19 protein-coding genes are annotated in these 18,658 nt (G+C 52.6%); 3 read left to right on the forward strand and 16 right to left on the reverse strand.

All coding sequences use genetic code 11. The features are described from left to right. Window positions 1–11 precede the first annotated feature (11 nt). The 15 genes from L4174_RS17490 to L4174_RS17560 all read right to left on the reverse strand — a co-directional run bounded on the left by L4174_RS17490 (window position 12) and on the right by L4174_RS17560 (window position 14,398). Window positions 12–683, reverse strand: a complete 672-nt coding sequence (locus L4174_RS17490; RefSeq protein ID WP_248142629.1) for an urease accessory protein UreF — start codon at window positions 681–683, stop codon at window positions 12–14. A 2-nt stretch (window positions 684–685) separates the two neighbouring features. Further along, a complete protein-coding gene (locus L4174_RS17495; RefSeq protein WP_248142628.1) occupies window positions 686–1,282 on the reverse strand; it encodes a HupE/UreJ family protein in 597 nt (198 codons plus the stop codon). Window positions 1,283–1,339: 57 nt separating this feature from the next. After that, window positions 1,340–1,819: an urease accessory protein UreE gene (gene ureE / locus L4174_RS17500; protein ID WP_248142627.1), complete on the reverse strand. Its 480-nt coding sequence runs from the start codon at window positions 1,817–1,819 to the stop codon at window positions 1,340–1,342. Between the two features lie 36 nt (window positions 1,820–1,855). Next, window positions 1,856–3,559, reverse strand: a complete 1,704-nt coding sequence (gene ureC / locus L4174_RS17505) for an urease subunit alpha (RefSeq protein WP_248142626.1) — start codon at window positions 3,557–3,559, stop codon at window positions 1,856–1,858. Between the two features lie 2 nt (window positions 3,560–3,561). After that, a complete protein-coding gene (locus tag L4174_RS17510; protein WP_248142625.1) occupies window positions 3,562–3,948 on the reverse strand; it encodes an urease subunit beta in 387 nt (128 codons plus the stop codon). A gap of 40 nt (window positions 3,949–3,988) precedes the next feature. Then, window positions 3,989–4,291: an urease subunit gamma gene (gene ureA / locus L4174_RS17515; protein ID WP_248142624.1), complete on the reverse strand. Its 303-nt coding sequence runs from the start codon at window positions 4,289–4,291 to the stop codon at window positions 3,989–3,991. An 18-nt stretch (window positions 4,292–4,309) separates the two neighbouring features. Continuing rightward, window positions 4,310–5,155 carry an urease accessory protein UreD gene (locus tag L4174_RS17520; RefSeq protein ID WP_248142623.1) on the reverse strand — a complete coding sequence of 282 codons (846 nt, stop codon included), beginning with the start codon at window positions 5,153–5,155 and terminating at the stop codon, window positions 4,310–4,312. 47 nt (window positions 5,156–5,202) lie between these two features. Further along, entirely contained in the window at window positions 5,203–5,898 is a 696-nt protein-coding gene (gene urtE / locus L4174_RS17525) for an urea ABC transporter ATP-binding subunit UrtE (protein WP_248143342.1), read from the reverse strand. Window positions 5,899–5,922: 24 nt separating this feature from the next. Beyond that, entirely contained in the window at window positions 5,923–6,795 is an 873-nt protein-coding gene (gene urtD, locus L4174_RS17530) for an urea ABC transporter ATP-binding protein UrtD (RefSeq protein ID WP_248143341.1), read from the reverse strand. Between the two features lie 2 nt (window positions 6,796–6,797). After that, a complete protein-coding gene (gene urtC, locus L4174_RS17535; RefSeq protein ID WP_371929438.1) occupies window positions 6,798–7,814 on the reverse strand; it encodes an urea ABC transporter permease subunit UrtC in 1,017 nt (338 codons plus the stop codon). Between the two features lie 83 nt (window positions 7,815–7,897). Then, a complete protein-coding gene (gene urtB / locus L4174_RS17540) occupies window positions 7,898–9,559 on the reverse strand; it encodes an urea ABC transporter permease subunit UrtB (protein WP_371929439.1) in 1,662 nt (553 codons plus the stop codon). Between the two features lie 72 nt (window positions 9,560–9,631). Further along, window positions 9,632–10,918, reverse strand: coding sequence for an urea ABC transporter substrate-binding protein (urtA, locus tag L4174_RS17545; protein WP_371929423.1), 1,287 nt, complete (start codon window positions 10,916–10,918; stop codon window positions 9,632–9,634). A 271-nt stretch (window positions 10,919–11,189) separates the two neighbouring features. After that, the gene (gene dgt, locus L4174_RS17550) at window positions 11,190–12,686 is read right to left on the reverse strand and encodes a dGTPase (RefSeq protein WP_248142620.1); all 1,497 of its coding nucleotides are present in this window, start codon (window positions 12,684–12,686) and stop codon (window positions 11,190–11,192) included. Between the two features lie 372 nt (window positions 12,687–13,058). Beyond that, a complete protein-coding gene (locus L4174_RS17555; RefSeq protein ID WP_248142619.1) occupies window positions 13,059–13,973 on the reverse strand; it encodes a pirin family protein in 915 nt (304 codons plus the stop codon). A gap of 107 nt (window positions 13,974–14,080) precedes the next feature. Then, window positions 14,081–14,398 (reverse strand): hypothetical protein, encoded by a 318-nt coding sequence (locus tag L4174_RS17560; RefSeq protein WP_248142618.1) that lies wholly within the window; start codon window positions 14,396–14,398, stop codon window positions 14,081–14,083. 215 nt (window positions 14,399–14,613) lie between these two features. Between L4174_RS17560 and L4174_RS17565 the strand changes: the two genes are divergently transcribed. The 3 genes from L4174_RS17565 to L4174_RS17575 are packed head-to-tail and all read left to right on the forward strand — an operon-like array spanning window position 14,614 to window position 15,943. Next, complete coding sequence (locus tag L4174_RS17565; RefSeq protein WP_248142617.1) at window positions 14,614–15,093, forward strand: N-acetyltransferase; 480 nt, start codon at window positions 14,614–14,616, stop codon at window positions 15,091–15,093. Further along, the gene (locus tag L4174_RS17570) at window positions 15,090–15,635 is read left to right on the forward strand and encodes a GNAT family N-acetyltransferase (protein ID WP_248142616.1); all 546 of its coding nucleotides are present in this window, start codon (window positions 15,090–15,092) and stop codon (window positions 15,633–15,635) included. The genes L4174_RS17565 and L4174_RS17570 overlap by 4 nt, the downstream gene beginning before the upstream one ends. Beyond that, the gene (locus L4174_RS17575; protein ID WP_248142615.1) at window positions 15,632–15,943 is read left to right on the forward strand and encodes a cupin domain-containing protein; all 312 of its coding nucleotides are present in this window, start codon (window positions 15,632–15,634) and stop codon (window positions 15,941–15,943) included. The genes L4174_RS17570 and L4174_RS17575 overlap by 4 nt, the downstream gene beginning before the upstream one ends. Window positions 15,944–16,034: 91 nt before the next feature. Here L4174_RS17575 and L4174_RS17580 read toward each other — a convergent pair whose 3' ends face one another. Next, window positions 16,035–18,512 (reverse strand): M9 family metallopeptidase, encoded by a 2,478-nt coding sequence (locus L4174_RS17580; protein ID WP_248142614.1) that lies wholly within the window; start codon window positions 18,510–18,512, stop codon window positions 16,035–16,037. Between the last annotated feature and the right edge of the window lie 146 nt (window positions 18,513–18,658).

The raw sequence follows: 18,658 nt of genomic DNA on the forward strand, positions 1-18,658 counted from the left end.
TTCTTGTCTCCTCAGGAACGGAATAAGCGTGTGTATTGGGTTTCATGCTGACTGGAAGCAATCGCCTGCGCTGGTGCAAAGCTGCAGACGGCGTCATCTGGAATCAGGGCGGATCGGGCAACAGCATCGGTCAGCACCGTCGCGAGATCGAGCAACAGTTGCTGACCGGCAGTCTGGCCGAGCGGAATCAGTTTGACGCCTGCCATGGTGGTATTTTCCAGCCAGCTCCACAGATATCCCCGGCAGAGGGCGTCTATCTCAATGCCCCAGTGTGTGGCTGCCAGTGCAAAGCCGGAAAGCTGATTGTCTTCCACCAGTCCCGCATGCGTTGGCAACGGAATGTCCAGTTGTTGCAGCAGGGTGGCCGTTGCCTTTCCTCGCTGTTTTTCTTCCAGTCTCAGTTCTCTGGTTTCCCGGCTGGCATACAACCATTGATTCCAGCGGGCGACTTCCGGCAGGTCCTCCGATTTCCAGGCCCGATAAAGTCGCCTGAGCACGGGGAGTTCGAGTGTCACCAGACTTTGATTGAGCATGTCTTTCAGCCAGTCCCCCAGCGAGGTTTTGTCAGAGACCCAGCCGCGTTCAACTGCCCACTCCAGCCCTTGCGAATAAGTAAAAGCGCCAATCGGCAGGGAAGGGCTGATGAGCTGAAAAAGCCGGAACTCGGCCGTTGGATCGTGCATCTTCACGAAGCCAGTGCCAGCATCACGCCACTGAATGCCAGGACCGGGCTCAGCCAGCGTGCCGGGACTGCACGACCGATCAGGTGGCCGGTGATGAGCAGACCGGTGGCGCTGACCAGCATTCCCGGTGCGAAAGCCAATAACGCGGATGCCGGTGCTTCAACCCCATGCGCCCAGCCGTGCGCCAGTAACATCACCACCGAGAGGATTGCACCGACGGTTGCCAGATGGCTGCGTCCGGAAGCTTTGAATCCCAGTGCGGCGGCGGCCACAAACACTGACCCCAGAATCAGGCTCTCCATCCCGGTAAAAGCCCCGGTCAGGGCGCCGAATGACAGGCCAAGAAGAATACTCAGCAGCGCGCTGACGATCAGGGAAAGCTGTTTCTTCAGTCCCGGCGTTTGAGCCGAAATGAAACCGATCCCGAGCAGCATGGCGAGATGATCCAACCCGGTGAGGGGATGTGTCACGCCCGCCATGAAAGAATCAACGATGGCACCGGTTTCCTGACCGTGGCCGACATGGGCGAAAGCGGGGGCTGCCACTAAGGCGCCAAGAGTAAAAATGACAAGACGGTGCTGATTTGAAAGCTGGCTCATGTGAAGTTCCTTTTCTGATTTGGGTGGTGTTGAACAAGGTGCTGCGGGCTGCGCAATTTAGTGTTCGTGTTCAGGGTGGTGATGATGGCTGTGGCCACCGTGCTGGCCGCCATAAGCACCGGATTCCGGCTCAAACGGTGCCTGTTCTACCGTGACGGTGCCGCCAAGGCCATGAACCATGTCATCCAGCACATGATCATGCTGATACCGCAGCCAGCCCGGCTGGATTTGCAGCGGAACATGCCGGTTGCCCAAGTGGTAACACAGGCGTGCCAGCAGGTGAGGGTCGGCGCAGTACACGGTCGAGACCGACTCCGGCGCTGCGAGGACAGTCACCGCAATCCCGTTGTCATTGGTAAGCAAATCACCGTCCCGGAGAATGTAGCCGCGGGGCAGGAAGAGTCCGGCGTCTCGGCCATCATCCAGCGTGACTTTCAGACGGCTTTTAATCCGGGCATCTATCGGCAGACTCAGCGTCACATCAAAGTGGCTGTCCGGCCGTTCAGCAGCCGGGATGAAGCGGGTTAATTCAATCATGGTTGCATCCTGCAATGTTTATCAGAGGAAGAGGAGTCAGAATAAGAAATAGCGTTGTGCCATCGGTAATTCGGTGGCGGGTTCACACACCAGTAATTCGCCATCAGCGCGGACCTGATACGTCTGGGAATCGACCTCAATTTTCGGCAGCCAGTCGTTGAGTTTCATGTCTGCTTTACGGAGGGTGCGGCAGCCTTTGACCACGCCAATCTTGCTTTGCAGCCCCAGTGAATGTGCGACGCCTTCTTTATAGGCTTGCTGAGACAGGAACAGCATGGACGTCTGCTGGCTGGCTTTGCCGAAGCTGCCGAACATCGGGCGGTAATGCACGGGCTGTGGTGTCGGGATGGAGGCGTTGGGATCGCCCATTGGTGCGGCGGCAATCATTCCGCCTTTGAGAATGGCGCTTGGCTTGATGCCGAAGAATGCCGGTTTCCAGAGCACGAGATCCGCTAGCTTGCCGACTTCCACCGAGCCGACTTCATGGCTGATGCCATGCGTAATGGCTGGGTTGATGGTGTATTTGGCAATGTAGCGTTTCAGGCGAAAGTTATCATGCTGCGCGGGATCTTCTTGCAGGCTGCCGCGCTGGACTTTCATCTTATGGGCGGTCTGCCAGGTGCGGGTGATCACTTCGCCCACACGCCCCATGGCTTGAGAGTCGGAAGAAATCATCGAAAAGGCGCCCAGATCATGCAGGATATCTTCGGCTGCAATGGTTTCCCGGCGGATACGGGACTCCGCAAAGGCGACATCTTCCGCAATCGACGGATTGAGATGATGACACACCATCAGCATGTCGAGGTGCTCATCTACGGTGTTGATGGTGTAAGGCCGGGTCGGATTCGTTGAGGAAGGCAGCACGTTGGCAATCCCGGCCGCACGGATGATATCGGGCGCATGACCACCGCCGGCCCCTTCGGTGTGGTAGGTGTGAATGACACGATCGCCGATTGCAGCCAGCGTGGATTCCACAAAGCCGGACTCATTCAGGGTATCGGTATGAATCGCGACCTGGACATCGGTTTGTTCAGCCACGTTCAGACAGCAGTCGATGGATGCAGGTGTGGTGCCCCAGTCTTCGTGCAGTTTGAGACCGATTGCGCCTGCGGCGACCTGTTCGTGTAGTGCTTCCGGCAGACTGCCGTTTCCTTTGCCCAGCAGGCCAAAATTCATGGGAAAGCTGTCCAGAGATTCCAGCATCCGGTGGATGTTCCACGGACCCGGGGTACAGGTGGTCGCATTGGTGCCGGTTGCAGGGCCGGTTCCGCCGCCAATCATGGTCGTGATGCCGGACATCAGCGCTTCTTCAATTTGCTGGGGGCAGATGAAGTGAATATGCGCATCTATGCCCCCGGCCGTCAGGATCTGGCCTTCACCGGCAATGATTTCTGTGCCGGGGCCGATGATGATATCGACATTGGGCTGAATATCCGGGTTTCCGGCTTTGCCGATGGCCTGAATCCGGCCATGTTTGACGGCGATATCGGCTTTGACGATTCCCCAGTAGTCGAGAATCACGGCATTGGTGATCACCAGATCCGGAGTCTGCGAGGACGGGCGCTGGCTCTGGCCCATGCCGTCACGGATCACCTTACCCCCGCCAAATTTCACTTCATCACCGTAAACGGTGAAGTCTTTTTCGACTTCCAGCCACAGTTCAGTATCTGCGAGCCGCAGTTTGTCACCTGTTGTCGGGCCGAACATCTCCCCGTAAGCTTGTCGGGACATCCTTGCCATATTCAGTTCTCTCCCTGCGGTTTATTGAACACTTCAACGGACGTGGCAGTATCCAGCTCACCCATGACTTTGCCCTGAAAACCAAACACTTTGCGATCACCGGCAAAAGCAACCAGCTCTACAGTGCGGCGCTGACCCGGTTCAAAGCGTACAGCTGTTCCGGCGGCGATATTGAGACGAAATCCCTGGGCTGTTTCCCGATCAAACTGCAGGGATTCATTTGCTTCGTAAAAATGGTAGTGCGAGCCGATTTGTACCGGACGATCGCCGAGATTGGCGACGCTGATGGTGCAGGTTTCCCGCCCGGCATTGAGGGTGATTTCACCTGCTGCAGTCCGGAGTTCACCGGGGATCAGAGGTGTTGTCGTTGGGTGTCTGTCCTTCGTCATGATGGTGCCTGTCCTGAAAATAGTCCTGAGAAAATGTGGCTTAAACAATCGGCTCGTGAACGGTGACCAGCTTGGTGCCGTCCGGAAACGTGGCTTCGACCTGCACGTCGTGGATCATGGCGGCGACACCGTCCATGACATCGTCCTGGGTCAGAATGGTGCGTCCGTAATCCATCAGTTCGGCCACGGTTTGGCCTTCACGGGCGCCTTCCAGGATGGCGGCACTGATGAGTGCAACTGCTTCAGGGTAATTCAGCTTCAGCCCTTTGGCTTTACGGCGTTCTGCCAGCAGTCCCGCAGTGAATATCAGTAACTTATCTTTTTCTCTGGGTGTCAGTTCCATTCGATGTCCTTGATTCCATTAAGTGGCCCAGATTCGGGGCGGCAGCGGCCAGGTGCCATACCAGTGCGCACGGGTGTGCTGCCAGATCCGGGTGAACAGTTGGAACAGCGGCTCTGTGCCCTGCGCCAGTGCACGGACGGCGATCAGGCCGTCGATTTCCGTCACGCCTGCGATGGTATTGCTTTGATTCCCGGCCAGTTTCTGTTGATTTAGCAAATCCTGTACCACGGTGAGCAAACCTTCGGTATCTCCGGCTATCAGCAAGGTGGCATTCATGGCGAAATCCCGCAGACTGGCGGCTCTGGCAGGATCGGCGCTTTGCGTCTCGAGGTTAATTCCTTCTGCAAGCATTAAGGTTTCACCAAGAAAAACCCGGCAATTTCCAAAGACATGCCCCACATTGAAGCACTCATTCAGTGCAGGCCGCCCAAAACAGTGCATCTCCCAGCCGATAAAGCGTCCGCCCGGTGCAATGTGAATATCGGTGCTGAATCTGACCTGTGCTCCGGGAAAATGAATGTTTTCCTGCGGCAGCCATTCCAGCACGGCGTCCGGCGCGACACGGAGTACCTGATGCTGGCGGGCATACTGTCCGGCTGAGCGGTAAAATTTGGTTGCACCGGGGGTGGTCACCAGCGCGTGCGCCCGTTCGCTGACCTGAGCCTGGATGGTGAGCTGATCACCGCCCACGACGCCGCCCGGCGGGTGAAGCAGATAGGTATGGCAAACCGGGCCTTCGGGATAGAGGGGGCGCTGCACCGCAAGCGGCCCTTTCTGACTGCGTTCCCTGAGGACGGTCTTATCGCCCCGATCCGCAAAGCCGAGGCGGATCTCTGCCTGCCAGCCCGATTGGTTTTCTGACAATATTGCTGTCCTCGTCAGATTGGCCTCCGATAGGTGAGTGCTGGCGGTCATACGGTGAGGTACTCCTTGATCTGTGTGTCACTCAGGCTGTCCATCGCGCCGCTGGCGACGTTTCGTCCGCGATCGAGCAGGCAGAAGCGGTCTGCGGTTTTGCGCGCAAAGGGGAGTTTCTGTTCAACTAATAGCACAGTCAGACCCAACTCGTGGTTCAGCTTGCGAATAATGTCGCCTATCTCCTGAACAATATTGGGCTGGATGCCTTCTGTGGGTTCATCCAGCAGCAGGAGTTTCGGATCGAGCACCAGCGCACGGGCGATCGCCAGCTGTTGCTGTTGGCCGCCGGACAGGTCACCGCCCCGGCGATGCCGCATCTCTTTCAGGACCGGGAACAGATCGTTAAGAAAGTCCGGAATCTTCCGGTCGCCGCGGGGCCGGACAGGCAGGCCGATTTGCAGGTTTTCTTCCACTGTCAGCAGGGGAAAGATTTGTCGTCCCTGCGGGACATAGCCGATACCCAGCCTGGGACGAGCCTCAACAGGCAGGGGCAGCAGTGCTTTTCCGTGGAAGGTGATCTGTCCGCTCTGGATTTTGTTCAGCCCCATAATGCATTGCAGCAGGGTGGTCTTTCCCACGCCATTGCGACCCATCAGGACCGTGCACTGACCTTCAGGAACAGACAGATTCAGATCCCACAGGGTATGACTTTCGCCATAAAATTGATTTAAGCGGTGTATCTCTAACATCATGATTCCTTTTGATTCGTCCGGTCACTGGCCCAAATACACTTCACGGACCTTGTTGTTGTTCTGAATCTCGGTCATGTTGCCCTCTGCCAGGACATGCCCCTGATGCAGAACGGTGACTGTGCTGGCGATGGAACGAACGAAGTCCATGTCATGTTCTACGACGATCACAGCGTGCTGACCTGCCAGCGCTGTCAGTAGTTCTGCCGTGCGGTCCATTTCCTGATGCGTCATGCCCGCCACGGGTTCATCAATCAGCAGCAGTCTGGGTTGCTGCATCAGCAGCATGCCAATTTCCAGCCATTGCTTCTGACCGTGAGAAAGGTTGCCGGAGATTTGCTGGTGGTGATCCGCCAGACCTGTCAGTGCCATCACCTGTTCAATCCGGTCACTCTGCTCACCGGACAGACGCGCTCTGAAGGTTTGCCAGACGCTTCGGGGGCCAGCCATCGCCAGTTCCAGATTGGTCCGGACAGACAGGCACTCGAAGACTGTCGGTTTCTGAAATTTGCGTCCGACACCAGCCGAAGCGATGGCCGCTTCATCCATGTTGAGCAGGTTGAGATTGGAACCCAGCCAGACTTGTCCGGTGTCAGGGCGGGTTTTCCCTGTGATGATGTCCATCATGGTGGTTTTACCGGCCCCGTTTGGGCCGATGATGCAGCGCAGTTCACCTTCTTTGATGTACAGGTTGAGATCGTCAATTGCTTTGAAACCGTCAAAGGTGACTGAGACGCCTTCGACGTACAACAGCATATTGTGGCGGGTCTGAATGGCCGGATGCTGTTGCGGCTTCAGAAAGCCGAACACTTCATCCCGACGGAGGAAAGGCTGAAGCGGATTGTGTGCCAGCAGCCTGTCCAGACGGGAGGTCTCGGTGGCAGGGATGGTGGACATTGTCATGCAGAAACCTCCCGGCGTTGCAGCAGACCGGCCAGCCCTTTGGGCAGGAAAATGGTGGCGAGTACAAACAGGCTGCCAAGGGCAAACAGCCAGACCTCAGGGAACTCGACCGTGAACCAGCTTTTGGCATAGTTGATCAGCAGTGCCCCCGCAACGGTACCATACAGTGTGGCGCGTCCGCCCACGGCAACCCAGACGATGATTTCGATTGAATTCAGCGGTGCAAATTCGCCCGGATTGATAATGCCCGCCTGCGGGACATACAGTGCTCCGGCAATGCCGGCCAGCGCGGCCGAGATCACAAACACCGCCAGTTTGGCATGTTCGACCGGGTAGCCCAGAAAACGGGCCCGGGATTCAGCGTCCCGCACGGCGATGATCAGGCTGCCAAGTCGGCTGGTGATGATAGCGCGACAGAGCAGATAACTCAGGCTCAATGTGAGCACGGACGCAACAAACAGCGCCATCCGGGTTGCGTCGGCCTGTAAATCAAAGCCGAGTAAGTCTTTGAAGTCCGTCAGGCCATTGTTGCCGCCAAAGCCCATTTCATTGCGGAAGAAGGCCAGCATCAGAGCAAACGTTAGGGCCTGTGTCATGATCGACAGATAAACCCCTGAGACCCGCGAGCGAAACGCCAGCCAGCCGAAAACATAGGCCAGCAGGCCGGGTACCAGAACAATCATCAGACAGGTGAAGCCGAAATGATCGAATCCGTGCCAGAACCAGGGCAGTTCATGCCAGTTGAGAAAGACCATGAAATCAGGCAACTCTGGGTTGCCATACACACCGCGATCGCCAATCTGACGCATCAGGTACATGCCCATGGCGTAGCCGCCCAGTGCAAAGAAAGCACCGTGTCCCAGGCTGAGGATCCCCAGATAACCCCAGATGAGATCGACCGCCAGCGCGAGCAGCGCATAGCAAAGATATTTCCCGAGCAGGGAAACCGTGTAGGTTTCCAGATGAAGCGGATGCCCCTGAGGCACCAGCAGATTGAGGACAGGCACGACCATGGCGGCAGCCAGCAAAATGCTCAGAAGCACCTGCCCGCCACGATCCTGCCGGAGAATTGAAGTCAGCATTATGAATCCTTTTGTTAACTCTCGACAGCGCGTCCCCGTTGCGGAAAGAGGCCGCGCGGACGTTTCTGGATGAAGAGAATGATGAAAATCAGCACCAGGATTTTGGCCAGTACGGCACCGGCCCAGGGCTCAAGGACTTTGTTGAAGATCCCAAGGCTCAGCCCGGCCACCAGGGTGCCCCAAAGGTTCCCCACGCCGCCAAAGACCACCACCATGAAGGAATCAATGATGTAGCTCTGGCCCATGTTCGGTCCCACGTTGGTGAGCTGAGACAGCGCGACGCCGGCAATACCTGCGATACCGGCGCCTAAGCCGAAGGTCATGGCGTCGACCCGTTCAGAGCGAACGCCCACTGCCCGTGCCATGGCGCGGTTTTGCGAAACGGCCCGGACCTGCAAACCCAGCGCAGTTTTTTTCAGCACAAGCAGGAGGATGGTAAAAATCAGAAGGCTGAACCCGATGATGATCAGGCGGTTCCAGGTCAGGCTGAGCATGGGCGTGATTTCCAGCATGCCTTGCATGAAATCAGGCGTTGCGACAGAACGGTTCAGCGGTGAAAAAATACTGCGGACCGCTTGCTGTAAGATCAGGCTGATCCCGAATGTTGCGAGCAGGGTTTCCAGCGGCCGGCCGTACAGAAAACGGATCACACTCCGTTCAATCGCGACGCCGACCAGTCCGGAGACCATGAAAGCAGCCGGAATCGCCAGCAGGAGTGCAGTACCGGGTTGCGATGGCATCAGCTGCTGCATCACATAGGTAGTATAAGCCCCCAGCATGATCAGCTCGCCGTGCGCCATATTGATCACGCCCATGACGCCAAAGGTGATTGCCAGCCCGATCCCGGCCAGCACCAGGACTGATCCCAGACTCAGCCCGAAATACAGGGTTTCGATGCTGCTGTACAATCGCTGGCGCTGCTCATAGTCGCTTAGTGCCTGCCTGATTTGCTGACGGATGTCGGGATCATCTGTTGTCGGCATGGCCTGCTGTAAAATGAGCTGAGCCGCCGGATGTCCCGCATCGTTCAGGACTTGGATCAGCGTCAGAATCTGTGATTTGTTTTCGGCAGTCACCGGCGTCTGAATATGCTGATGAAACTCACCGATAGCAATGGCCGTCTCTAAGGCACTGTGATTTGCCGGGTCCGTTTCTGTCTCAAGCTGATGCTGCAGGGCTGCAATCAGATCAGGCTCCGTTTTTCCTGTCAGTGCTTTCACTGCCTTCAGGCGGACAGATGGATCCGCTGCGCTGATGTCCAGCGTCGACAGCCGTCTTTGAATCAGGGTTCGCAGGCTGTTGTTGATCGTGACTTTTTTGTAATCCTGTTTGTGTGCTGAGTGCGGAGGCACGGCTCCTTCAGTGTTGAAGGTCAGAATGGCGTCACCCTGAAGTAACACTAAAGTGCCTGTCCCTTTCTGATAGGCGAGCTCCCGGTCCAGCAGTCCTTGCAGAATCGGTTTGGTTTGCGGGTGATGTGCGGATATCAGCCATTCAATGGCTGTCGCTTTCTGCGCAAAGTTACGCTGCGCAAAACTGCGTTCAACATCCTCAAAGCTGTTCACCTCACTGGCGTGTGCTGAGGCGAACAGGCAGAGCAGGCACAACAGGGTGAAACATTTCTGAAAGCATGTCCGCAGAGTCAGTTGTCGCCTGTGCTGTTGCTGTCTGATCATCATTGTCGTCCGTAGGAGGGAAAAGTTACTGCTGGTCCTGAGATCAGAACCAGCAGGGGATATCAGGCCAGTTTATTCTTTGCTGCCTGCACATTTACCCGTCACGACATTGAAGCTGCCGCACGACATCGGTTTTTCCCAACTGGCGAACAGATCTTTGGATCCCGGCAGAAAATCTGACCAGGCGTCTCCGGCGACCACGTCTTTGGTTTCCCACACGGTCACAAACTGGCCGTCATCCTGAATTTCGCCAATCAGGACAGGTTTGGTGATGTGGTGGTTTGGCATCATGGTCGCGTAGCCGCCGGTCAGGTTGGGGACCGTCACCCCGATGATGGCATCCTGAACGGCATCAGCATCTGTAGTACCTGCTTTTTCGACGGCTTTGACCCACATGTTGAATCCCAGATAATGGGCTTCCATCGGATCGTTTGTGACGCGTTTGTCATCTTTGATGAATTTGTGCCACTGTTCAACGAAGTGATGATTCTGCTCGGTGTCGACGCTCATGAAGTAATTCCAGGCGGCCAGGTGACCGACCAGCGCTGAAGTATCCATCCCGGACAGTTCTTCTTCACCGACGGAGAAAGCGACGACAGGAATCTCTGAAGCTTTCACGCCCTGAGCCGCCAGCTCTTTATAAAACGGCACGTTCGCATCACCGTTGATCGTTGAAACGACCGCGGTTTTCTTTCCAGCCCCGCCGAATTTCTTGATGTCAGAGACAATGGACTGCCAGTCGGAATAGCCGAACGGGGTGTAGTTAACCATGATGTCAATATCGGCGACCCCTTTGCTTTTGAGATAAGCGGTCAGAATTTTATTGGTTGTGCGCGGGTAGACGTAATCGGTCCCTGCCAGCACCCAGCGTTTGACGCCCATGTCATTCATCAGATAATCGACGGCAGGAATTGCCTGTTGGTTCGGGGCAGCACCGGTATAAAACACATTTTTCGACGACTCTTCCCCTTCGTACTGCACCGGGTAAAACAGCAGGCTGTCGAGTTCTTCAAATACGGGCAGGACAGATTTACGGGAAACTGACGTCCAGCAGCCAAACACGACATCCACCTTGTCTTTTTCAATCAGTTCTCTTGCTTTTTCTGCAAATAACGGCCAGTTCGACGCTGGATCGACGACAACAGGCTCCAGCTTTTTACCCAGGATGCCCCCTTTCTTGTTTTGATCGTCGATCAGCATCAGCATGGTGTCTTTTAAGGTGGTTTCGCTGATAGCCATGGTGCCGGAGAGGGAGTGGAGAATGCCGACTTTAATCGTCTCGGCGGCTAAGGCGTTGAATGAAAACATCATTGTGGCTGCGAGGGCCGCCCATTTCAGTGTCACTGCTTTTTGGACCATGAGGTTGCTCCTTATTGTGTTGTTTGTTTTCACAGAAGCAAGGGGCAGGCCAGATGTAAGGTGTGGTTAGATTTTAAATTTATTGATTGAAAAACAATGTGTTATGCGGTCGTTCTTTCATGAAGGTGCAGAGAAAACCTGAGTGACGTTCATTTTTAGTGCAACTTGGGCGAGTGGTGCACGCTTAAGAGTCAGGTGTCGCGGCAGTAAGAAACGGGATTGAAATTTATCTGAAAATTAAGTTCCAGTCCCGTTATGCTTGATGTTTCATTTAATCCTTGACCGTCAGACGCTTATATTCGTCGTAGGCAAATTGATCTGTCATGCCACTGATATAGTCTTGCAACAATCTGCATCGATAATATTTTTCCCAAGCGCTCAAATATAGGGTCGGACTGTCATTTTTTGCATCTTCAATGGCTGCAAGGTATGCGCGTATGTGTTTTCCAGGCAGTTTATTGAGTAAACGGGTCTCAAGTGGCAGTTTTCTCATCATTTTTTTATTTCTGCTCAGCAAATTTGAAAATTCATCTTCACTTAAGATCAGCAAAGGTTTGTAAATGTCCAACAATCCCTGAATAATGCGATGTCCCCTGAGTTCCTGCATTTCAACTTCCGGATGGCTGAAAACTTCTTTAAAAGCAACGGTTTTGAAAGCTTCAGAAAGACAATGAGCTGAACTGCCTTCATTGAGCAGGCTGCTGTTGTAGGTACCATGGAATATGGATTCTAAATTTTCATTAAATTGTCTGGCCGCATAGTTGACAAGAATGTGATGAAGATACACCCGCAATTCAATAAAGAACTGATTATTTTTATCGATGTCTTCATCTGCGTATTTTTGAAAAGCTTTATTAAGGATATCGGTCAGACTAATTCTTTTTCGAAAATAGAAATGCTCTTCGGCTGCAGGGTCTTTCCCTAAGCTTAGATAAGATTCCGTGATGAGCTTGGTTAAATCGGGGACAGTTAATATTTTCTTTTCTACCGCATCTTCGATGTCAGCGAGGCAATAAGAAATATCATCTGCGGCTTCCATGATATAACACAGAGGATGTCGACAGCCGGGATCCATCTCAAGTATTTTTTGCATTTCTTCGATAAACGGCTGTTCAGATAAGTAATAGCCTGGTTTCTTTTTCAACATATTATGCTCAGAATGCTGAGAATCATACTCTTCGTAAGCCGGGCGGGTATATTTAAGAATTGCTGCCGTTTGTGTATAAGTGAGATTCAACTTTAACAGAGAGTGAATCAGTCTTATGGCCTGAGCATTGCCTTCAAAGTTAGAAATGTCGCGTTGAAGCACGGCTGTTAGCTCAGCCGGGGCTTTGTCCTGGGCTTTAAAAATCAGTTCTACATTTGAACTGAACCAGTCAGCTATGGCTTTTTCACCAAAATGACCAAACGGAGGATTACCAATGTCGTGCATCAGACAAGCCATTTCAACCACGGATTCCATTACAGGTAATAGCGATTGAAGTTCATCTTTTTCAACAGTTTCCTCACGGTCTAACCAATAACTGACCTGCCTAGCAATGAATCGCCCGACTTGTTGTACTTCCAGTGAATGCGTCAACCGACTCCGGACCGCTGCATTTCGTTCTAATGGAAATACTTGAGTTTTCTGTTGCAAGCGACGAATGGCAGCTGAGTTGATAATACGACCACGATCACTTTCAAATGCTGTTGATTTAATTTCTGATGAAGTGGTTTCGTCGTTTGGGCGTGTAATGTTTATTTTGGTTCTGAAATTAAATCTCGTCATTTCTGATTCTCCGCTTAGTTTTTTATGTTGAGGTCTGGCCCGTATCAATCGCCGATTTAAATAGCTGTGTTCTCTGTTAAATAAAGTGCATATGGACTTTGATGCGTTGCTGTTTTTGGAAATGTTTACAATTTGAATAATCTTTGAGGGTGATGGAAGAGCCGAATGCGGATGAATATATCAAAAAGTTTGAGATGTAAGTTCCTAAACGAAAAGTCATGGCGCTGAGTTATGATCGATTCCACTTTTAAATGTAAAACACGCAGTACATTTTTACTGAATTCAGTGACGCCTTACTCTAAAAGGAAAAATAAAATTAGAGTAAGGCAGAAAAATTTCACTGCCTTACCTTGTATGAAATCGGTGCTCTATTCACTCCGGTAACGGAATAAGCTCCGTTTCATCACCGGGCACCAGGGGAAAACGTTGATGACGCCAGTCTACTTTGGCCTGTTCAATGTGTTCTTTCCGGCTGGAGACGAAGTTCCATTCGATGAATCGCGGGCCGATATTTTCACCGCCGATGATGGCGATCCGGGAGGGTTCGGTTGCCTCGATTTCAACGCCTTCCTGAGGTGAAAGGATGGCCATGCAGTGTTCGGGTAAATCGGTGTCTTTGGCTTTTAAGTGGCCTTGTGCAACATAGACGGCACGTTCATCGGCCATGGGGAGCGTCAGGCGCTGGCCGGGCTCGAGTGCTGCCTCAACATACAGGGTTTCTGCAAAGGTTTTGACCGGGGAAGTGACGCCGAATGCCGTCCCCATCATGACTCGAACCGGGACGCCGTGAACGTTCAGGGCAGGAATGTTGTCGTCTGGGTAATGATAAAACGCAGGTTCACATTCTTCGGCTTCAACGGGCAGTGCCAGCCAGAGCTGGAGACCATGCTGGTTATGGTCGACCGAGGTGACTTCATACCGTTCCCGCTCGGAATGCACAATGCCTCGACCGCACACCATGAGGTTGATATCGCCGGGTTTGATGGGTTGTAGGTTGCCCAGAGAGTCCCGATGGAGTATTTCGCCTTCAAACAGATAAGTAACGGTGGCGATGCCAATGTGTGGGTGAGGGCGCACGTTAATGCCTTCGCCCGCAGGGAAGTGTGCCGGGCCCATATGATCGAAGAAGATCCAGGGGCCGACCATTTTTTGTCTGGCGGTTGGCAGCAGGCGACGGACTGAAAATCCGCCCAAATCTTTATCTTTGGGGGTCAGAACAAGCTGAATGGCGCCGCAGGCATCTATGGCGTCACAAGGTTGTTCCACGTCTTTCAATGCATTACTCATGAGCTTCTTCCATGTAACGGTTTGTCATTAAGTATGGAAGAACACAAGAATTTCGCGAGGGATACAAATCAGGCGCCAGTGATGGCGCCTCTTGTCACTTTTGTATTTTACCGGCTGGAAGGGATCAGGCGGCGTACAGTGAATGGTTTTCCACCTTGTTCAGAAATGTTGATGGCTAAAGTGTGCGCGTGTTCGCGATGCGCGTAGACGAATACACGACCGTCAGCTTTTGTTTTGTAGGCTGATTTCTGACTTGGAACTGTCACATCAACATTAGCCTGTGGGACACCATTTTTCTCAACGAAAACCCAGGCACCACCTCGCATTGGTGTGACTTCAACAGATAAGGTGTTCGTTAAATCTGCAAAGGCTGAAGCGGAAAATGTGAACGTACCAGCTAGTAGTGCAGCGATGAATGTTTTCATGATTCTAACTCCTTCAGGGAAAATTTTTTGTTCTCGAAAAGCATGTAGAGATATTAATCGTGATCTGAGTCACTATCTATAGCGATTTGTTGCTCATGTCATTCTAAAAAACTGAACAACTGAATTTCAGGTTTTTGTATGCATCTCTGAACGTAAGCTTCTGATATGATTCCGGTTGCGATAGCTATCGAAAGGACAGGCAGAAGGACAGGTAAATGATGGATATCAGGGAAGATCATCAGATCGGATTAAGAAAAGCGGGTGAGCAGGATATGCCGTTCTTGCTATTACTGCGTGAACTGACGATGACACGGTACCTTGAGAAAGCGGGAGAACCGACGGATCAAGCGTCTTTTCTCAGTCGTATTCAATATCAATTCGATGCGGCTCAGATCATTGAAGTGAATGGTCAGGATGCCGGGTTGTTTAAGGCGTTTCATCAGCCGGAGCAACGACAGTGGTATCTGAGCCAGATTCAGATTCATCCTCAATTTCAGAATCTCAGTATCGGCAAAAAGCTGATTGGTGATTTGATCACGCGGGCCTTTGCAAATCATGAGTCTGTGGCGCTCAGTGTCCTGAAAGGCAATCCGGCGAAGCGATTGTATGAAAAACTTGGTTTTCGTTGTATCAGCGAGTCTGAAACGGAGTTCAACATGGTGTGTCAGCCGGAGCGTCAGGGAGATCACGCGTGAAGATTCAAGCAGTGACATGTGAGCAGGCCCCTGAATTACTGCCAATTTTTCAGGAACTGGAGACGTATTATTTTGGTGATGCAGCGGCATCCCGCAATGACATTGAAGCTTATCTGTCAGGCTCCCTGTTTGCACCGCATTCTGGTGTCAGGGTGATTGCGGCATATATGCAGGGAAACGTGGTCGGTTTTGCCACTTACTCCATTTTCTATCCGGCCCCAAAGCTTTCGGGCCAGATGTTTATGAAAGATCTTTTTGTGTCGGCCAGTGCCAGAGGCCAGAAAGTAGGGCAGGCGCTGATGCGGTATTTAGCCCGGGAGGCACTGGAGAAAGGATGTCGTCGGCTGGACTGGACCGCAGAAACTACGAATCCATCTGCTGGGCAGTTTTACCGGGCCATTGGTGCGTCGCTGATTCAGGAAAAAGAATATTACCGGTTTGCTGAAGATGTGCTTGAGGCATTTGCATCAGGCCGTGAATCTGAACGTATTGTTCATCAAGCTGATCAATCAGTTGTTCATCAGGGAAGTGAAGCCAAATGAAGATAATCCGCAGCAATGAATTTCAGGCCGACAGGGCATGGGGAGCGATGGACATCGCCAATATGAATGGGATAACAACCCGGTTGCATTGGACGGATCAGCCCTACAAATGGCACGTCAATGACGGTGAAGAAGTGTTCGTCGTGCTCGATGGACAGGTCGAGATGTATTACCGGGAACACGGGGCAGAGCAGTCGGTTTTGCTGAACGTGGGTGACATTTTCTATGCCTCTGTGGGTACCGAGCACGTTGCACACCCGCTAGGGGAGGCGCGGGTTCTGGTCATTGAAACTGCTGGCAGCGTTTAATGGAAGAATGAAAAAGGCGCCGCAGGTCAGGGGAGTGACCGTGCGGCGCCAAGGTGAAAGCACGAAGATTTTACGGTTTTAGTTCAGGGTGTCAGAACGCGCTTGCCGCACTTGCATAAACCTCAACATTCGCCGTTTCGCCTTCATTGCTCAGCATCAGATGGACATAACCTGCCTGTTCTGCGGTGATTTCAATGAATTCACGGTTTCCGGTGTAAGTTGATGCAACGTCGTACTTCTCTGCGGTAGGCCAGTGAGCGCTGGCCGCGTATAAGCTCACATTGCTGTTGGATGCATCTGTGCCGGTTGCTTCCTGAGTCGGGTTGACCCAGACCCGCAGTGTCTGGCCGGCTTGTGGCACATAAAATGCCAGATAGCGCTGTTCGGAAACACGGACAGCCTGTGGTTTGTCCGCTTCAAGAACGATGGGCGTTAAATCATCCGCAGGTTTGGAATCGTGATGATCATCGCCCTGATCCAGTGCCGCAATGTCTGCTGCAGCCTTCAGCGTGACAGAACGGAATGCTTCACGACCCGTCACACTCAGGTAATAGCGTCCGGGTTTGATGTAGCCGTTGGCTTCCGGCGTAAACGCCAGTGTTTCGTTGCTGCCACGTTGAAAATCGGTGAAGTCGAAATCATAGTAATGGGCGATTCGGCCATAACTGGCGTAGAGGTCGGCATCGCCATCGCCTGTGATTGACAGTGAGAATTCACGGGTATTAGCCGGAATGTCGACATAGTACAAGTGTTCGCTGTAGGCTTCGCCAGCCAGTGTCATCGGTTGATCGAAGGTCAGTGATGTGACTTCATCCGGATTTGGCTGAGGTTCCGGCTGAGGGTCTGGCGTCGGCTCGCCCGGCTCATTCCCGGTGGATTCAACGGTCAGCAGCCAGTCCCGGAATTCTGCTGAATAAGCACTTCCCAGTCTTTTCGCTGTGTCTGTCCATTGTGAATACTGACCTTGCCGTCCATAGGACAAGAGGGTATTCACTTCATCCGGGTGGTTCTCCATCAGAAACCGTACGGCCAGATAACCCCAGCGATAAATGCGGTTCAGATCATGATCATAGGTGGTTGCCAGCACTTCAGACAGGGTGTAGGTCTGCTCGCGGGCCAGTTCAACCGCTGCGGTATAGCCTTGTTTATAATGCATATACTCGGCAAAACCTTCCAGCCACCAGACGGTGTGTCCCGGACTCAGTACGTCGTTAAAATCGCCGTACAGATTGAAGCGGCCATCCAGATAATGCACGTATTCGTGCTCCAGATTCAAAATACTGTAGCCTTCTGCATATTCATTGCGATAGGCCACGAAGCGCGCCTGATTATCCGGGTTTGCCGGATTTCCTTCCAGATACTGACCGCCATTATTGGTGCTATTACCGAACAGGAAGTTAGAGAAACTGACATAGTCGGCATTGTTATCGAAAACCACCACTTCAACGCGGTTGTTGAGATCATCCGCAACGGGCTGGTCACCGCTGTTAACTACCTGATGAAAATCAGCTTCTTTGCCGGAAAGCACGTCACACACGTCAGCCGCCTGCGCCTGAGTCATCTTCTGAGCGCGGACAATCGCCGGGCCGTTACACTCATAACGGAATGGCATGACACGTGCTTCGAGCTGAGCTTTGGCATTTTTCAGTCCCAGTGCTTCTGCTTTATCGGGCGCAAAATAATTGATCATTTCTGCAATCCCGACCCACATTTTGTCGCTCTTGCCGCCTAACGGATAGCGTTCCAGCAGGGACTCCAGAATGGAAAGTACTTGTTTGCGGGTCGATTCGTGCGGTGTCACCAGTAACCGTCCCATTTCACGTGCCGTGTTGCTCACGATGAAATCGGCATCGGTGCCCAGCGCCCATTCGTTATCCAGAATAAACTGGTGCAGTTGTTCCAGATATTCAGGGTGCTTTGCCAGATCGTCATAAAACGGGTCGAGGCTGATATGACCGCTCATGGCGCGGAACAGGTTGTTGAGCGCATCGACAAATTGCAGATCCTTCGCGGTTTCTGCGTTGAAGTGATTGAGCAGCTGTAACTGACTGGCCATGGTCAGCGGTAACTGACGGATATTATCGACCATGATGGTCATACTTTTCAGTGCAGCGACCTGCTCGCGGCCGCTTTGCGTGGCGCCGGGGGAGGTGAGAAATGCATTGATGGTATTTGCCAGAGCGACATCAAGCGCATCGGAAAAATCACCATACTGCGCTTTGTGTGCGTAGCGGACGTAGTAGGCCGCACGAACGAATTCACCCAGATTTTCAATGACAACGGCCTGCTGCTTTTCCCCCTGGTATTGGTTGATGTGCAGCATCAGTTGTTGCTGGATTTGGTGAATGCTGTTTTCGCTGAAAAGCGAATTCAGCGTTTCTGCCGGTGCAGAAAACCAGGCGTTTCGGCAATCGATATCAGCTTTCTCGATCTCAGTGACAGGGGAAGGTGAAGTAGAAAGTGCATCGATTTCACAAAACGGTGCAGCCGCCGCGGTATTCGAGTACAGACCCGCAGCAATCAACAGCGTCAGTGCAGAGCGCTGAAAACCGGAGTGAATGTATTTCATTAGATAACCCTTTGATTTTGATGGAACAGGAAATGGCGTTATACCAATCAGATATCAAAATGCATTGGGTTGAATATGAAATTCAGAGGTCAGTTCACAAATAAACAAAAGCGTATATAAGTAATGAAAGAAAGTAGCCCGATGTT

It is taken from the genome of Photobacterium sp. CCB-ST2H9, assembly GCF_023151555.2.
Classification (GTDB): Bacteria; Pseudomonadota; Gammaproteobacteria; order Enterobacterales; family Vibrionaceae; genus Photobacterium.

Coding starts and splice junctions, on each gene's coding strand:
- urtD (WP_248143341.1), bottom strand. CDS start 6,795: ATGTCCACCATCCCTGCCACCGAGACCTCCCGTCTGGACAGGCTGCTG.
- urtE (WP_248143342.1), bottom strand. CDS start 5,898: ATGTTAGAGATACACCGCTTAAATCAATTTTATGGCGAAAGTCATACC.
- L4174_RS17565 (WP_248142617.1), top strand. CDS start 14,614: ATGATGGATATCAGGGAAGATCATCAGATCGGATTAAGAAAAGCGGGT.
- urtB (WP_371929439.1), bottom strand. CDS start 9,559: ATGATCAGACAGCAACAGCACAGGCGACAACTGACTCTGCGGACATGC.
- ureE (WP_248142627.1), bottom strand. CDS start 1,819: ATGATTGAATTAACCCGCTTCATCCCGGCTGCTGAACGGCCGGACAGC.
- urtA (WP_371929423.1), bottom strand. CDS start 10,918: ATGGTCCAAAAAGCAGTGACACTGAAATGGGCGGCCCTCGCAGCCACA.
- L4174_RS17510 (WP_248142625.1), bottom strand. CDS start 3,948: ATGACGAAGGACAGACACCCAACGACAACACCTCTGATCCCCGGTGAA.
- L4174_RS17575 (WP_248142615.1), top strand. CDS start 15,632: ATGAAGATAATCCGCAGCAATGAATTTCAGGCCGACAGGGCATGGGGA.
- L4174_RS17560 (WP_248142618.1), bottom strand. CDS start 14,398: ATGAAAACATTCATCGCTGCACTACTAGCTGGTACGTTCACATTTTCC.
- ureC (WP_248142626.1), bottom strand. CDS start 3,559: ATGGCAAGGATGTCCCGACAAGCTTACGGGGAGATGTTCGGCCCGACA.
- ureA (WP_248142624.1), bottom strand. CDS start 4,291: ATGGAACTGACACCCAGAGAAAAAGATAAGTTACTGATATTCACTGCG.
- dgt (WP_248142620.1), bottom strand. CDS start 12,686: ATGACGAGATTTAATTTCAGAACCAAAATAAACATTACACGCCCAAAC.
- L4174_RS17495 (WP_248142628.1), bottom strand. CDS start 1,282: ATGAGCCAGCTTTCAAATCAGCACCGTCTTGTCATTTTTACTCTTGGC.
- L4174_RS17490 (WP_248142629.1), bottom strand. CDS start 683: ATGCACGATCCAACGGCCGAGTTCCGGCTTTTTCAGCTCATCAGCCCT.
- L4174_RS17555 (WP_248142619.1), bottom strand. CDS start 13,973: ATGAGTAATGCATTGAAAGACGTGGAACAACCTTGTGACGCCATAGAT.
- urtC (WP_371929438.1), bottom strand. CDS start 7,814: ATGGTCGTGCCTGTCCTCAATCTGCTGGTGCCTCAGGGGCATCCGCTT.
- L4174_RS17580 (WP_248142614.1), bottom strand. CDS start 18,512: ATGAAATACATTCACTCCGGTTTTCAGCGCTCTGCACTGACGCTGTTG.